This window comes from Nocardia veterana NBRC 100344, from assembly GCF_000308855.1.
In the GTDB taxonomy this organism is placed as follows: domain Bacteria; phylum Actinomycetota; class Actinomycetes; order Mycobacteriales; family Mycobacteriaceae; genus Nocardia; species Nocardia veterana.
Genome location: NZ_BAGM01000096.1, coordinates 48974 through 64155, shown reverse-complemented (window position 1 = coordinate 64155; position 15182 = coordinate 48974). Strand labels below are relative to the sequence as shown.

General features: G+C 67.1%; 17 protein-coding genes. 11 read left to right on the top strand and 6 right to left on the bottom strand.

All coding sequences use genetic code 11. From position 1 onward, the window contains the following. Window positions 1-83 precede the first annotated feature (83 nt). Window positions 84-1505 carry an N-acetylmuramoyl-L-alanine amidase gene (locus ON37_RS34715; RefSeq protein ID WP_051031737.1) on the top strand — a complete coding sequence of 474 codons (1422 nt, stop codon included), beginning with the start codon at window positions 84-86 and terminating at the stop codon, window positions 1503-1505. A 144-nt stretch (window positions 1506-1649) separates the two neighbouring features. Continuing rightward, entirely contained in the window at window positions 1650-2699 is a 1050-nt protein-coding gene (locus ON37_RS18105; protein WP_040720800.1) for a CobW family GTP-binding protein, read from the top strand. Here the strand turns inward: ON37_RS18105 and ON37_RS18100 are convergent. After that, on the bottom strand, window positions 2687-3598 hold the full coding sequence (locus tag ON37_RS18100) for an LLM class F420-dependent oxidoreductase (RefSeq protein ID WP_040720799.1): 912 nt from the start codon (window positions 3596-3598) through the stop codon (window positions 2687-2689). The two genes, ON37_RS18105 and ON37_RS18100, sit on opposite strands and share 13 nt — an antisense overlap. A gap of 88 nt (window positions 3599-3686) precedes the next feature. Between ON37_RS18100 and ON37_RS18095 the strand changes: the two genes are divergently transcribed. Then, window positions 3687-4163: a MarR family winged helix-turn-helix transcriptional regulator gene (locus ON37_RS18095; RefSeq protein WP_051031736.1), complete on the top strand. Its 477-nt coding sequence runs from the start codon at window positions 3687-3689 to the stop codon at window positions 4161-4163. A 3-nt stretch (window positions 4164-4166) separates the two neighbouring features. Here the strand turns inward: ON37_RS18095 and ON37_RS18090 are convergent, their stop codons facing one another. The 3 genes from ON37_RS18090 to ON37_RS18080 form a co-directional block, all read right to left on the bottom strand. Further along, on the bottom strand, window positions 4167-4592 hold the full coding sequence (locus tag ON37_RS18090) for a molybdenum cofactor biosynthesis protein MoaE (protein WP_040720798.1): 426 nt from the start codon (window positions 4590-4592) through the stop codon (window positions 4167-4169). Next, window positions 4585-5595 carry a bifunctional molybdenum cofactor biosynthesis protein MoaC/MoaB gene (gene moaCB / locus ON37_RS18085; RefSeq protein ID WP_051031735.1) on the bottom strand — a complete coding sequence of 337 codons (1011 nt, stop codon included), beginning with the start codon at window positions 5593-5595 and terminating at the stop codon, window positions 4585-4587. The genes ON37_RS18090 and moaCB overlap by 8 nt, the downstream gene beginning before the upstream one ends. Window positions 5596-5681: 86 nt before the next feature. Next, the gene (locus ON37_RS18080; protein ID WP_051031734.1) at window positions 5682-6887 is read right to left on the bottom strand and encodes a molybdopterin molybdotransferase MoeA; all 1206 of its coding nucleotides are present in this window, start codon (window positions 6885-6887) and stop codon (window positions 5682-5684) included. Window positions 6888-7012: 125 nt separating this feature from the next. Here ON37_RS18080 and moaA point away from each other — a divergent pair, with 125 nt between their 5' ends. Continuing rightward, window positions 7013-8071 (top strand): GTP 3',8-cyclase MoaA, encoded by a 1059-nt coding sequence (gene moaA / locus ON37_RS18075; RefSeq protein WP_040720795.1) that lies wholly within the window; start codon window positions 7013-7015, stop codon window positions 8069-8071. After that, entirely contained in the window at window positions 8064-8306 is a 243-nt protein-coding gene (locus ON37_RS18070; protein ID WP_040720794.1) for a MoaD/ThiS family protein, read from the top strand. The genes moaA and ON37_RS18070 overlap by 8 nt, the downstream gene beginning before the upstream one ends. A gap of 8 nt (window positions 8307-8314) precedes the next feature. On the opposite strand, the gene nadE is transcribed toward ON37_RS18070, so the two are convergent. After that, complete coding sequence (nadE, locus tag ON37_RS18065) at window positions 8315-9160, bottom strand: NAD(+) synthase (protein ID WP_040720792.1); 846 nt, start codon at window positions 9158-9160, stop codon at window positions 8315-8317. A 9-nt stretch (window positions 9161-9169) separates the two neighbouring features. Continuing rightward, on the bottom strand, window positions 9170-9769 hold the full coding sequence (locus ON37_RS18060) for a TetR/AcrR family transcriptional regulator (protein ID WP_373282050.1): 600 nt from the start codon (window positions 9767-9769) through the stop codon (window positions 9170-9172). Window positions 9770-10002: 233 nt separating this feature from the next. Between ON37_RS18060 and ON37_RS18055 the strand changes: the two genes are divergently transcribed. The 6 genes from ON37_RS18055 (at window position 10003) to ON37_RS18030 (ending at window position 15105) form a co-directional block, all read left to right on the top strand. Next, window positions 10003-10569: an NAD(P)H-dependent oxidoreductase gene (locus ON37_RS18055; protein WP_040720918.1), complete on the top strand. Its 567-nt coding sequence runs from the start codon at window positions 10003-10005 to the stop codon at window positions 10567-10569. A 178-nt stretch (window positions 10570-10747) separates the two neighbouring features. Beyond that, window positions 10748-10870, top strand: coding sequence for a type B 50S ribosomal protein L36 (gene ykgO, locus ON37_RS18050; protein ID WP_036504093.1), 123 nt, complete (start codon window positions 10748-10750; stop codon window positions 10868-10870). Window positions 10871-11383: 513 nt separating this feature from the next. After that, on the top strand, window positions 11384-11617 hold the full coding sequence (locus ON37_RS18045) for a redoxin NrdH (protein WP_030515663.1): 234 nt from the start codon (window positions 11384-11386) through the stop codon (window positions 11615-11617). Window positions 11618-11655: 38 nt separating this feature from the next. Next, window positions 11656-12168, top strand: a complete 513-nt coding sequence (gene nrdI / locus ON37_RS18040; protein WP_051031733.1) for a class Ib ribonucleoside-diphosphate reductase assembly flavoprotein NrdI — start codon at window positions 11656-11658, stop codon at window positions 12166-12168. Window positions 12169-12203: 35 nt separating this feature from the next. Next, on the top strand, window positions 12204-14309 hold the full coding sequence (gene nrdE / locus ON37_RS18035; protein WP_040720917.1) for a class 1b ribonucleoside-diphosphate reductase subunit alpha: 2106 nt from the start codon (window positions 12204-12206) through the stop codon (window positions 14307-14309). 31 nt (window positions 14310-14340) lie between these two features. Further along, on the top strand, window positions 14341-15105 hold the full coding sequence (locus ON37_RS18030) for an NUMOD3 domain-containing DNA-binding protein (RefSeq protein ID WP_040720788.1): 765 nt from the start codon (window positions 14341-14343) through the stop codon (window positions 15103-15105). The last annotated feature ends 77 nt before the right edge of the window (window positions 15106-15182 follow it).

Here is a 15182-nt window from a genome sequence, read left to right as displayed (position 1 = left end):
TGCCGTTGCCACAGTGAACCACTGGGTTTGATGTTACTAGTGGGAAGGGAGGGGCGTGCCCGTCCCGGGTGCGCCGTCCGAACATGAACCATCCACGCATCATCAAGACCGGACTCAGGCTCGCCGTCGCCGCCTGCACCACCGCGGGAGTACTGGTGCCCGCCGCCGCGTTCGCCGCGCCGGCCGCACCCGCAGATCCCGATATGTCGACGAAATTGGCCGGTAAGACGGTATTTCTGGACCCGGGCCATCAGGGCACCAACCACAGCGAAGATCTGAACCGGCAAGTGGACAACGGCCGCGGCGGCACCAAGGAGTGCCAGACCACGGGGATGACCACTCGCAACGGGATCGCCGAACACACCGTCAACTGGAATGTGGCGCAGCTCGTGCGCCAGTCGTTGGAGGCGCTCGGCGCCCACGTCGTGCTCAGCCGCCAGGACGACACCGGCTGGGGCGGCTGCATCGACGAACGTGCCGCCGCGGCCAACCGTTCGGGTGCCGCCGTGGCCGTCAGCATCCACGCCGACGGCGCACCCGAGCAGGACCATGGATTCCACCTGATCGTGCCGCAGCTGCCGATTCCGGACGTCAAGGCGAATCAGGCGCAGTCCGGGCCCGGACTGGCCGCCACCAAGTCGGTCCGCGATGCCTATGTGCAGGCCGGGTTCACTCCGGCGAACTACGCCGGCGCGGTCGACGGCCTGCAGACCCGCTCCGATGTGGCGGGTCCGGCCTTGACCGAGGTGCCCGATGTATTCATCGAGATGGGCAACGGCGCCAACGTCGACGACGCGAAGCTGCTGGAAACGCCGGACGGGCAGCTGAAACACGCGATCGCGATCACGACCGGGCTGGTCGGCTATCTGATCGGGGTGGCGCCGGGTACCTCGCCCGCCGCGTCGACGCCGGCCGACAGCCCTGCGGGCGCGCCGCAAGCGGTACCCGCGCCCGAGTCGCCCGCGCCGAATGCGGCGCAGAACTCCACGTCGAGCGCGCCGCCGACCCCGCCCCTGGCGCGGGGCAGAACTCGCTGCCGAGTGCGTCGGACGGTGCCGTGCCGGGCGCGGCGGCGAACTCCGCTCCGAGCGTGCCGCAGAATCCGGCATCGCCAGGGGCGACGCCGCCGTCCGCCGCAGCGCCCGGTTCGACTGTTCCGCAACCGCATTCGGCCACCGACGCCCTGCGCGGCGCCCCGGCTCCCGGTGATACCCGGCCGGCGGCACCGTCGCCGGCGACGCCGGGGTCGAATCCGGCGACCGCCCCGGATGCGACGTACCGGACCGCGCCGGGAACGTATTCGAACAGCGATCCGAGCACATCCGGGGTGGCGCCGCGGACCTCGACCACACCGGGTACACACGGACAGGCCGCACCCGGCCAGGCCGGGACGGGAACGCAGAGCAAGCCCGGAACGGGTTCGGGGGCCGGTGAACTCGCCACCACGGCGATGCAGCTGCTGCTTCCGCTGGCGAAATCGCTCGGCATGGACGAGAGCGCGCTGAACTCCGAATTGGTGAATCTCGCCTACACCCTGGTTTCCACCCTCCTGGGGCCCGGTAAGTAGCCCGAGCGTCCCGGTCGATGCCCGCCCCGCCCGCGCGAAGGGGCGGGCATCGGCGCGTCCGCGCCTGGGTAAGCTCGGCCGAATGGATCGGCGCATACCTGTTCTGGTGGTCGCGGGATTTCTGGGGGCCGGAAAGACCACGCTGCTGAACCACCTGCTGCGGCGGCGGGAGGCCCGGATCGGAGTGGTGGTCAACGATTTCGGCGCGGTCAACATCGATGCGATGTTGGTCGCGGGCCAGGTCGACGCGATGGTCTCGCTGGGCAACGGCTGTGTCTGCTGTGCCGTCGACGTGGGCGAACTCGACGAGATGTTCGCCCGGCTGGCCGAACCGCGGCACGGCATCGATGTGATCGTGGTGGAGGCCAGCGGGCTGGCCGAACCCCGCAACCTGATCCGCATGGTGATCGGCAGCGAGAATCCCCGCATCCGCTACGGCGGCCTGATCGAGGTGGTCGACGCCGAACATTTCGACGACAGCCGCGACCGGCATCCCGAACTCGTCACCCATCTGCGGCTGGCCGATCTGATCGTGCTCAACAAGGCCGACCGGGTGCCTGCCGACCGGCTGGCCGCCCTGCGCGCCGAGATCGAGCGGATCGTCGGACCGGTACCGGTGTACGCCACCGCCCACGGCCGCGTCGATCCACGACTGCTGTTCGACGTTCCCGAGCGGGCCGAACCGCTGGTGGCACAGCAACTGTCGTTCGACGAACTGCTCGACGATCACGACCACGACGAACCCGATCACCATCACCTGCACGACGGATACGACAGCGTATCGTTCACCAGCACAACGGATCTCGATCCACGCGGCCTGGTGGGGTTCCTGGAGGATCCGCCGCCGGGCCTGTTCCGCGCCAAGGGGGCCACCGCGTTCGGCGTCCGCGGGGAGAACCGAAAGTTTCTGCTGCACATGGTCGGGCGGCACGTCGTGTTCGAGCCCGCGCCCTGGAGCCGTGGCGAGTCGCGGGAAACGCGATTGGTACTCATCGGAGCCGGTCTGGATACCCATGCCGCCACCGCACGTCTGCACGCGACCGCGCACACCGGCGCCGAACCGCTCGACGAACAGGCGCTGTTGCCGGTGTGGCGGTATGTCCCTCGGGACGGCGCCGATCAGAGCGAGTGAATCTCGGGAAGCAATGCGATGATCCGGTCCAGTCGTGCCGGTGTCCACGGGCCGTCCGGCCCCAGTATCACATGGTCGATTCCGGTGTCGGTCAGCGCCTTCAGCTGGTCCAGCAGTGATTCCGCGTCCGCGTCGAGATCGAGTGCCGCGGTGACGGTCTTCTCGATCTCGGCGTAGTCGCGGCCGGCCTCGTCGCAGTGGCGGCGCAGCACCCCGAGCTTGTGGGCCAGATCGTCGGCATAGCCGGAGCCGGGCAGATGGAACAGATTGCAGGCGTCGCCGTAGCGGGCGACCAGTCGCAGCGTCTTGCGTTCACCGCTGCCACCGATCAGGATCGGCGGATGCGGTCGCTGCACCGAATTCGGTGAGTTCAGTGGTCGGGCGAGCTCGTAATGCCGTCCGCGATAGGTCGTTTCGTCTCCACTCCACATTCGATGGGCGATCTGCAGCAGCTCCTCGAGTTGTTCGAAGCGCCGCGCCAGCGGCGGGAAGGGAATACCGAGCCCCTCGGCCTCGAACGATGTGGCCTGGCCCATCGGCTGCGGATCGAACGGAGCGCCCGCGCCGACACCGAAGATCAGCCGGCCGCCGCTGAGGACGTCGAGCGTGGTCGCGGATTTGATCAGGACGCCGGGATGCCGGTAGGGCACCGCGGTGACCAGGGTGCCGAGCCGGATGTTCGTGGTGATTCCGGCCAGAAAGCCCAGCGCCGCATAGGCCTCGAGCATGGGTGATTCCGGTGGTCGGCCGCTGATGCCGATCTGGAAGAAGTGGTCCATCACCCACAGGCTGTCGATCCCGGCGGTGTCGGCGCGATGCGCGATATCGGTGACGGTCGAGGCGATGTCGCCGGTGGCGACCGGCCATGAGAAATCGGTGACGGCGATGCCGAGTTTCACGAGAGTCTCCTGTCGCAATTTTGTTAGCCGGACAATGACAATATCGTGAGTCGGCTAACGAATTCAACACCTCTACGCTTAACGCACCATGACCGACGAGACCGCCGACGATTTCCAGACCGCGTTCTGGTCCACCAAACATGCCCTCGCCGTGGCGGCGGCCACCGCGTACGCCCGGCACGGCGTGTACGAGGGACAGCAGTTCATCCTGCGCCGACTCTGGCAGGAGGACGGCCTGACCCCGGGCCAGGTCGCCAAGCAACTGGGCCTGGCGACGCCGACGGTGACCCGCGCGACCACGCGGATGGAAACCGCCGGGCTGGTACGCCGGGAACCGCATCCCACCGACCGTCGCCTGGTCCGGTTGTATCTGACCGAACGAGGCCGGGCACTGGAGCGCGAGATCGAAACCGAGAGTGCCCGATTGACCGAGCGGGCGCTGACCTCGTTCAGCGCCGCCGAACGCGCCGCACTGGTCCGCGCCCTACGCCGGATCGAGGCCAATCTCACCGACGGCGGAACGGACGCCGCGGCCGAAGGCGACCCGGGCCGAACCGCTCGGTAACCGCTATCCGCAGGCGTTGACCCATTCGGACATGCCGTCGGCGAACAATTGCCGCTTCCAGATCGGCACCTCGTGTTTGATCCGATCCACGAGCTCGGCACACGTCCGGAAGGCTTCGCGCCGATGCGGTGCCGCGACCGCCACCGCAATCGCCAGATCGCCGATCGTGAGCGCCCCGACCCGGTGGACCGCCGCGACCGGCAGCCCCGAGGATTCGGCGACCTCGGCGCAGACCCGCGCCAGGAACTTCTCCGCCTCCGGATGCGCCGAATACTCCAGTGCCGAAACCGCCTGTCCGCCATCGTGATTGCGAACCATGCCGGTGAAGACCACGACCGCGCCGTGCTCGGGCCCGGTCACCGCCTGCTCGACCTCCTCGGGCCGCAGCGGCTGATCGCTGATGCGGGCGAACGGCCGGGATTCACTCATGACGCCCCCCTCCGGCGACCTGGGCCAGCAGATGGTCCAGCAACGGTTCCAGCACCGCGATCCCGTCCCGAACCCCACCCGGCGAACCGGGCAGGTTCACGATCACCGTCGTGCCGGACAATCCCGCCACGCCACGGCTCAGTGCCGCCAACGGAAATACGGCGGTACCGCGTTGCCTGATCAGCTCGGCTACCCCCGGCAGTTCCCGATCCAGCACGGCCAGTGTCGCTTCCGGCGTGCCGTCCGTCGGGGAGGCGCCGGTGCCGCCGGTGGTGATGACCAGATTCGGCGCACCGTCGAGCGCATCGCGCAGTCCGGCCGCGATGTCGGCGTCGGGGTAGATCAGCGGACCCCGCACCGAGAATCCCAGTCCGGCAAGCCAATCGACGAGCACCGGGCCGGTGGTGTCCACTCGGGTGCCGGCGGCGGCGCCGGTCGAGGCGACGACGATCGCGGCGGACCGTGGACGCCCGCCGGACGATGGTGCGGCCGGGCCGGAATGGATCGCCTCCGCGGCCGCGGCCCCGTCCCGGTGCGCATGATCGGCCGACGCCGCGTCGGGTTCCGCTCGGCCGCCGGGGCGCTCCCAATGACCGCGCTTGCCGCCGTCCTTGGTGAGCAGCCGCACGCCGTCCAGGACCGCTGCCGGGTCCACCGCCTTGACCATGTCGTGCAGGGTGAGCCCGGCGATCGCGACCGCGGTCAGCGCCTCCATTTCCACACCCGTGGGGCCCTTCGTCTTCGCCCGCGCCTCGATCGTGATCGCATCCTCGGTGAAACCGAAACGCACATCCACCGACGACAGCGCCAACTGATGGCACAGCGGAATCAGCTCCGAGGTCTTCTTCGCCCCCGAGATGCCGGCGATCCGGGCGGTGGACAGCACATCCGCCTTCGGCATGTCGTCCGCCCGCACCAGCGCAACCACCTCCGGGGTCGTGCGCAGCATGCCCGCCGCGACCGCCACCCGGGCCGAGTCCGCTTTCGCGCTCACATCCACCATGCGGGCACGGCCTTCCGCATCGACATGCGACAGACCTTCCGCATGGACATGCGACGGACCTTCAGCATGGATATGCGATACATCGCTCACAGCTCGCGCACCCTCACCATCGCACCGGCCGCCACCGCGGTCACCTCCGCCGGAATATCGATCAACACATCCGCCTGCGCCATCGCCGCCACCAGATGCGAACCGGGACCCGACACCGGGCGCACCCCGGCATCGGTCAGCCGGCCACGCAGGAACTGCCGGCGCCCCGCCGGGGAGCGCACCGAATCCACCAGTGGCACATCGTGAACCGGCACTGCCCGCAGGCCGCTCAGCGCCCGCAGCACCGGCCGCGCGAACACCTCGAACGACACCATCGTGCTCACCGGATTACCCGGAAAACTCAGAACCGGTACCCCGTCGACCACGGTGAGCCCCTGCGGGCCGCCGGGCTGGACCGCCACCGCCCCGAACTCGCCGCCGCAGCCGGCCAAGACCTCCTTGACCACCTCGAAATCACCCTGCGACACCCCGCCCGAGGTGAACACCACATCCGCCGCCGCGGTCGCCACCGCCAACTTCCGGCGGAACTCGGTCGCGTCGTCCCGGCTGTGGGACACATCCACCACGTCGATGCCGTTGGCGCCCAGCGCCGATGCCAACGCGATGCCGTTGGAGTTGTAGATCTGCCCCGGCCGCAACGCCACCCCCGCCGACACCAGCTCGTCGCCGGTGGTCAGTACCGCCGCACGCACCCGTCGCGCCACCGTCACCTCGGCGACGCCCACGGCGGCCAGCGCGGCGATCCGATGCGGAGCCAGCACGGTGCCCGCCGCGACCAGCAGCTCACCGCGCCGGATGTCGGCGCCCGGCTCCCGCACGAAATCGCCTGCGCTACGGCCACGTTCGATGGTCACCACGCCGTCACCGGGCCGAGTGTCCTCCACCGGGATCACACAGTCGGCGCCCGGCGGAACGGGCGCGCCGGTCATCACCTTCACCGCCGTCCCCGTCGGCAGCCGGTCCAGGCCGCCCTGCCCCGCGGCGACCACGCCGGCGACCGGCAACGTCACCGGTGTCACCGCCACCGACTCCGCTCGCACCGCATAGCCGTCCATCCCGGAATTCCGGAACACCGGCAGATCCAGCGGGGACATCACATCCTCGGCCAGCATCCGCCCGCGCGCACCGTGCAGCGCCAACTGCTCGACATCGCGAACCGCCAGCGGACGCAGCAGCTGCTCGATGCGGTCCCGATGCTCCTCCACGGACCGAACCGACGCGGTCGCAGGGCGGGTATTCATAGCTGTCAGCCTAGCTGTGCTATCGGCCTCCGCTTCGCTGCGGCGGGTCTCGGCCCGCGGCAGGCCTGGCCTCACAGGTGGTGAGTCGGGGGACGTGAGGTGGGGCCGACCGCCATAATGGGGGAGTGACCGTCGTTCTCATGGGGATTCCCGCCGTCCGGGGCGGGCGGCCCTCGCTGGACGGACGGCCCGACAGCGACCTCCTGGTCGACAAATTCGGCCGCGTGGCGCGGGATCTGCGGGTGTCGATCACCGAGAAGTGCTCGCTGCGGTGTACCTACTGCATGCCGGAGGAGGGGCTGCCCGCCATTCCCGGTGACGAATTGCTCTCCGCCGACGAGATCATCCGCCTGGTGACGCTCGCGGTCCGGCAGCTGGGAGTGCGTGAGGTGCGCTTCACCGGTGGTGAACCGCTGATGCGGCGCGATCTGGAACGAATCGTCGCGGGATGCCATGCGGCCGTGCCCGAAACACCGCTGGCGATGACCACCAACGGCGTCGGCCTGCAATATCGGGCCGCCGCGCTCGCCGCCGCCGGGCTCGGCCGGGTGAACGTATCCCTGGATACCGTCGACCGAGCCGGATTTGCCCGGCTCACCCGCCGCGATCGGCTGGGCTCGGTGCTCGCCGGTATCCGCGCGGCCCATGCGGCGGGGCTCGCGCCGGTCAAGGTCAACGCCGTGCTGATGCGCGAAACCCTGTCCGGCGCAGCCGATCTCCTGCGCTGGTGCCTGGACGAAGGCTGTGAGCTGCGGTTCATCGAGGAGATGCCGCTCGATGCCGATCACGAATGGGCTCGCGCGAATATGGTCACCGCGGCCGAACTGCTCGACGTCCTGGGTACCGCGTTCACTCTCACCGAGGCCGGTCGCACCGATCCGGCCGCGCCCGCGGAAGCCTGGCTGGTCGACGGCGGGCCGGCGACGGTCGGCATCATCGCGTCGGTCACCCGGCAATTCTGCGGGGACTGTGATCGCACCCGCCTGACCGCGGACGGCATGATCCGGTCCTGCCTGTTCAGCGATCAGGAATACGATCTGCGTTCCCTGCTGCGCGCCGGCGCCGACGACGAGGAACTGGCGCAGCGGTGGCGCGGCGCGATGTGGAACAAATGGGCCGGCCACGGCATCGACGCCGCCGATTTCGTCCCCCCGGAACGCACGATGGGAGCCATTGGTGGTTGAGGTCCGATATTTCGCCGCGATCGCCGACGCGGTCGGCAAAGCCGGCGAACATCTCGACCTGCCCGCGACGGCGACGGTCGCCGATCTACGCACGGCACTGCTCGCGGCCTACGGTGCCGATCTGGATCCGATGCTGAAGGTGTGCGCCTATCTGGTGGACGACGAGCTGACCCGTGACGAGTCCACCCCTCTGACCGCCCGCGTCGACGTCCTACCGCCGTTCGCGGGCGGCTGAGGCCCCGCTCAGTCCTCTTTCCACCAGGTGTCGAGCGGCGACACCGGAACCGCGCGCTTGTGCCGGGTGTTGCGGAAGATCGTCTCGATCCGCTCGGCGACCTCCGGGGCGACCTCCTTGCCTTCGAGATAGTCGTCGATCTGGGCGTACTTCAGTCCCAGCGCCTCCTCGTCGGGCAGGGCCGGACGGTCGTCCTCGAGGTCGGCGGTCGGCACCTTGTTCCAGGTGCTCGGCGGCGCGCCCAATTCCTGCAGCAGCGCCGCGCCCTGGCGTTTGGTCAGGCCGGTGAGCGGAGTGATGTCCACACCGCCGTCGCCGTATTTGGTGAAGAAGCCGGTGACCGCCTCCGCCGCGTGATCGGTGCCGACGACCACCAGGTTCAGCTGTCCGGCGATCGCGTACTGAATCACCATGCGTTCGCGGGCCTTGATGTTGCCGCGCACGAAATCGCGCAGCTCGACATCGCCGCCCAGCAGTTCGTGCACGCCGGCCGCGGTCGCGGCGGCGACCGCATCGGCGCCGGGCTTCACGTTCACCTCGACCACGCGGTCGGGTCGAATGAAATCCACTGCCCGCTGCGCATCCTCGGCATCGGCCTGGGTGCCGTAGGGGAGCCGGACCGCGACGAAGGTCGCGTCGCGTCCGCGCGAGCGCAACTCCTCCGCGGCCAATTGACACAGTTTGCCGGTCAGGGTGCTGTCCTGACCGCCGCTGATGCCGAGGACGAAACCTGTTGCCGGCGTGGTACTCAGATAGTCGGCCAGGAATTCGACGCGGCGGCGCACCTCGACCTTCGGCTCGATGACGGCCGCAACACCCAGTTCGGCGATGATCTGTTCGCGCAGGTTCCCCATGCGCACACTCTACTGGCCGGAGCCCACCAGCGCGCGGACGACGTTTTCCCAGTGATCGGCGATCTGTTCGGGCCGGTAGCCGAGCACTCGCATCTGATGCAGCACCAGACCGGCATCCAGGTTGGCCAGCAGGGTGTCGGCGAGCAGCGGGATGTCCCCGCGGGCATCGAGCTGCCGAAGCAGCAGCGACACATGGGTTTTGGAGATGTTGTAGGGGGCGCCCGCATATCGGCCGGATTCGTCCGCGGCCCGGCGCATCTCGCCCTCGACCTCGATTCCGGCCAAGCGGGCACGGCCGTAGGCGATCAACCGCTCCAGCGGCGGCGCGCCCGGTCCCAGCGGCGGCGGTCCGAACATGAACGCCGCCTGCAGCTTCTGCTCGGACTGGTCCAGCAGGGCCAGCATCAGTCCGGCGCGATTGCCGAACCGCCGGAAGACCGTGCCCTTGCCGACGCCCGCGCGTTTGGCCACCGCGTCCATCGTGACGCCGTCGGCGCCGAATTCGCGGACCAGCTCCTCGGCGGCGTCGAGCAGCAGTTGCCGATTACGCGCGGCGTCGCTGCGCTCGGCGTGTTCGGCTACCGGCAGGGCGGTGACCACGGCGTGCACAGGCACCTCCACCGCGATCGGCTCGAGCGGTAGCGCACGCGGACGAGAGTCCGCCGGCCGCGGCTCGGATGCGCACGGTTCGGACGAATGGGACGAATTCGACGGAGTCGAATCCGGTGTGTCGCAGTTCACAGTTCGGCTACCCCATGACCCGGGAATGAAAGCGGACCGTAGTCCGGTTATCGTGACGTGAAAGCGGAAGCCACCACCGCCCCACCGCACAAGGAGTGATCATGTCACAGACCCGCATTCTGGCCCTCGTCGGCAGCCTGCGCACCGGTTCCATCAACCGGCAGCTGGCCGAGGCGGCGGCGCAGACCGCACCCGAAGGCGCCCAGGTCGAGATCTACGAAGGTCTCGCGGACATTCCCTTCTACAACGAGGACATCGACGTACCGGGTCAGGTGCCCGCGGCCGCGGAATCGCTGCGTGCGGCCGTCGCCGCCGCCGATGCGCTGGTGCTGTTCGTTCCCGAATACAACGGCACCATCCCGGCCGTGCTGAAGAACGCGATCGACTGGGCCTCCCGCCCTTACGGCGCCGGCTCGATCAAGGGCAAGCCGGTCGCCGTGATCAGCGCATCGATCAGCCAGAACGCCGCGAAGTGGGCGCACGGTGACACGGTCAAGGCGGTCGGCGTGGCGGGCGGTGCGGTCGTGGAGAGTGCGCACCTGCACTTCGGCACGATCGGCCAGCGCTTCGCCGAGGCGCATCCGCGCGACGACGCCGAGGCGCTGACCCAGCTCGCCGCCGCCGTGCGCGACCTCGTGGTGAGCGCGCGCGAGTCGGTCAACGCCTGAGTCGAGCAACATCGTCCGTCGAGGGGGCGCGCCGGCCGGTGCGCCCCCTCGACGTGCCGGTCGGCTGGATTCCGTCGCGACCGGCCGAGTGGATCTGTCGCCGCGGTGTGACCTCGATCCTGGCCTCCCACTGGACACGCCTATAGGATATGAAAATCATTTCCAATAGGAGGTCGTGATGAAGGTGCGGAATTCGCTGCGTTCACTGAAGGACAAGCCGGGCGCCCAGGTGGTGCGCCGTCGTGGCAAGACCTACGTGATCAACAAGAAGGAGCCCCGGTTCAAGGCCCGCCAGGGTTGATCGCACGGTGACGCCGGCCGCCGAGTGGCGGCTCGTCGCGACACGCCGGTGGCCGGGTGTGAAGTGCCGCGTCCGTTCCTCGAACGGGCGCGGCACTTCGCTGTTTCCGGTGTGTCGAGGTTGCCGAATGAGGTCTGTGTGACCGTTGTGACCAGAGGTGGAATTGGGTTTGCTGAGAGAGAGCTGCGACGCAAAATCGTGATCTGTGCCACTGCCGTGTCGGGTTGCGAATCGACTGTCCTGGTACTTACGGCCGTCGAATTTCATCTTTGTGGTTCGCAACATGTCGTGTTGGATGAATCTGTCGGCCACTAGGTGTAGTGTCTACGGCACTGGAAGGGGAGACGAACTCGGAGCCGATCGCCGCAGCGTGATCGCCGGTGGCGCCCGTTGGCGCTCCATCTTCCAGGGGTTTGCGCAGTACCAGATGGATCGTGCTCAGTACGGATGCTCAGTGCAGATGGCGTACCGATTCAAGGCTGCATCGGATAAGGCAAGGAGAGAGGGTCACCCATGAGTATCACGGTCTACACCAAGCCCGCTTGTGTCCAGTGCAATGCCACCTACCGCGCGCTCGACAAGGCCGGTGTGGAGTACGAGGTCGTCGATATCTCCGAGAACCCCGAGGCCCGCGACTACGTGATGGCGCTGGGTTATCTGCAGGCCCCCGTCGTCGTCGCCGGCGACGAGCACTGGTCCGGCTTCCGTCCGGACCGCATCAAGTCCCTGGTGACCGCCGCGGCCTGATCCGCCGGCGGGTCCGTTCGTCCGACGAGGAGGAAGCGATGACCGGGACGCCTGGGTTGTCAGGGGAAGATTCCCAGTCGGCACCCGCTCTGGTCTACTTCTCGAGCGCTTCGGAGAACACGCACCGCTTCGTCGAACGGCTGGGTTTGCCCGCCGTTCGCATTCCGCTCCACACCGCCGATTCGCTGCGCGTCGACACGCCCTATGTGCTGATCTGCCCCACCTACGGTGGCGGCCGGCACGTGTTCGACGCGCAGCGCGGCGCGGGGGCAGCCGGTCGTTCGGACAAGGAATTCGTACCGAGACAAGTGGCGAAATTCCTCAACGATCCGCATAATCGTGCGCTGTTGCGCGGGGTGATCGCGGCCGGCAACACGAACTTCGGCGATACGTATTGCTATGCGGGAGAGGTGATCTCGCGCAAATGCGGGGTGCCGTACCTGTATCGCTTCGAACTGATGGGAACCGCCGAGGACGTCGAGCGCGTCCGAGAGGGATTGGGATTGTTTTGGCAACGACAACAGCACCGGCCGGAAAGACGGCCCGCCTAGAGCGCCCGGTCAGCACCGAGACCTCGACCGAGGGCCTGGACTACCACGCGCTCAACGCGATGCTGAATCTGTACGGACCCAACGGTGAGATCCAGTTCGACAAGGATGTCGCCGCCGCCCGGCAGTACTTCCTGCAGCACGTCAACCAGAACACCGTCTTCTTCCACAATCTCGACGAGAAGCTCGACTACCTCGTGGAGGAGAACTACTACGAGCCCGAGGTGCTCGACCAGTACAGCCGGGCCTTCGTCAAGAAGCTGTTCCAGCAGGCCTACGACAAGAAGTTCCGGTTCCCGACCTTCCTCGGCGCGTTCAAGTACTATACCTCCTACACGCTCAAGACCTTCGACGGGAAGCGCTATCTGGAGCGGTTCGAGGACCGCGTCTGCATGGTGGCGCTGACCCTGGCCGCCGGTGACGAGGTTCTGGCGCAGCAGTTGGTCGAGGAGATCATCGACGGCCGGTTCCAGCCGGCCACGCCGACCTTCCTGAACTCGGGCAAGAAGCAGCGCGGCGAACCGGTCTCGTGCTTCCTGCTGCGCATCGAGGACAATATGGAGTCCATCGGGCGCTCCATCAACTCGGCGCTGCAGCTGTCCAAGCGCGGCGGCGGAGTCGCGTTGTTGCTGAGCAACATTCGCGAGCACGGCGCGCCGATCAAGAAGATCGAGAATCAGTCCTCCGGCGTCATCCCGATCATGAAGCTGCTCGAGGATTCCTTCTCCTACGCCAATCAGCTCGGCGCACGGCAGGGTGCGGGCGCGGTGTACCTGCACGCGCACCACCCCGACATCTACCGCTTCCTCGACACCAAGCGGGAGAACGCGGACGAGAAGATCCGCATCAAGACGCTGTCGCTGGGCGTGGTGATCCCCGACATCACCTTCGAGCTGGCGAAGAAGAACGAGGACATGTACCTGTTCTCGCCCTATGACGTCGAGCGCATCTACGGCGTGCCGTTCGCCGACATCAACGTCACCGAGAAGTACTACGAGATGGTCGACGACAAGCGCATCCGCAAGTCGAAGATCAACGCCCGCGAGTTCTTCCAGACCATCGCCGAACTGCAGTTCGAATCCGGTTACCCGTACATCATGTTCGAGGACACGGTGAACCGGGCCAACCCGATCAAGGGCAAGATCACCCACTCCAACCTGTGCTCGGAGATCCTGCAGGTCTCCACGCCCTCGGAGTTCAACGACGATCTGTCCTACGCGAAGGTCGGCAAGGACATCTCCTGCAACCTCGGCTCGCTCAACATCGCCAAGACCATGGACTCGCCCGATCTCGGGCAGACCGTGGAGGTCGCGATCCGGGCCCTGACCGCGGTGTCGGATCAGACCCACATCTACTCGGTGCCCTCGATCGAACAGGGCAACAACGATTCCCACGCCATCGGCCTCGGCCAGATGAACCTGCACGGCTACCTCGCCCGGGAGCGCATCCACTACGGGTCCGAGGAAGGGATCGACTTCACCAACATCTACTTCTATACGATCGCCTTCCACGCCATCCGGGCCTCGAACAAGCTCGCCATCGAGCGGGGCCGGGCGTTCGGCGGGTTCGCCGAGTCGAAGTACGCCACCGGTGAATACTTCGACAAGTACACCGACCAGGTGTGGGAGCCGAAAACCGAACGGGTGGCGAAGATCTTCGCCGAGGCGGGCGTGCACATCCCGACCCAGGAGGATTGGCGGGAACTGAAGGCCTCGGTGATGGAGCACGGCATCTACAACCAGAACCTGCAGGCGGTGCCGCCGACCGGTTCCATCTCCTACATCAACCACTCCACCAGTTCGATCCACCCGGTGGCGTCGAAGATCGAGATCCGCAAGGAAGGCAAGATCGGCCGCGTCTACTACCCGGCCCCCTACCTGACCAACGACAATCTCGAATACTTCGAAGACGCCTACGACATCGGCTACGAGAAGATCATCGACACCTACGCCGCGGCCACCCAGCACGTGGACCAGGGCCTGTCGCTGACCCTGTTCTTCAAGGACAGCGCCACCACCCGCGACGTCAACAAGGCCCAGATCTACGCCTGGCGCAAGGGAATCAAGACGCTGTACTACATCCGGATCCGGCAACTGGCCTTGCAAGGGACAGAAATTGAGAATTGTGTCTCCTGCATGTTGTAATCGCACGTAGTCGATTCGGTGCGGGGGTGCGATGGATAAGCCGAAATACGGTGTCATCTACGGAGTTCGCCTCCGCACCGAGTACGACTACCGCTATGTAGGGCTCACGACCAAGCCGGAGCATGTGCGGCTCCGTCAACACTTCAAGGCAGCTGCTGCCGGTCGCAAGACGCCGTTCTACGACTGGCTGCGCAAACAGGATCGTGACGCCGTCGTTGCGGATGCCCTGGACTGGGTTTACGGCCTCGAGGACTTGGGTCGTGCCGAAATCGCATGGATCGCCTATCTGCGGAAAGAGGGTCAGCCGCTACTCAACCTGTCCGAGGGTGGGCTGGGGCCTGTTGGTGTGATCTGGACCGCCGAAATGCGGGAGGCCGCGCGGATTCGGTCAACCGGACGTCCGGGTGTGAGTCGTTTCGGCGACGAGAACCCATTTTTCGGCCGTACACACTCGGCATCGCAACGTGCGAAATGGTCGATCGACCGCAACGGCTCATTTCGAGGCGAAGCGAATCCCAACTTCGGGAAGTTCGGGGCCGCGCACCCGGGATTCGGCCACGCGATGCCGGAAGAATCGCGTCGGCGTCTTTCGGAGATGCGAATGGGTGCGGGAAATCCGAACTTCGGGCGGACAGCCAGCGCCGAGACTCGGGCGAAGATGTCCGCCGTGCGGAAGGGTCGCCCGATGCCCTCGAGCCGACGCAACGCCCACACGCGATATCACACCAACAAGGGCGTTTTCAAAGATACGTGCCGATACTGCGTGGAGGACGCGGCCAAAACCAACGACGAGTGAGGCAGTACTTCTCGGCCGTGCGGGAACGCCCTCTCGAAGCGCCCCGGGTGGGAACTGACCACTCGCCGAATTCGTCG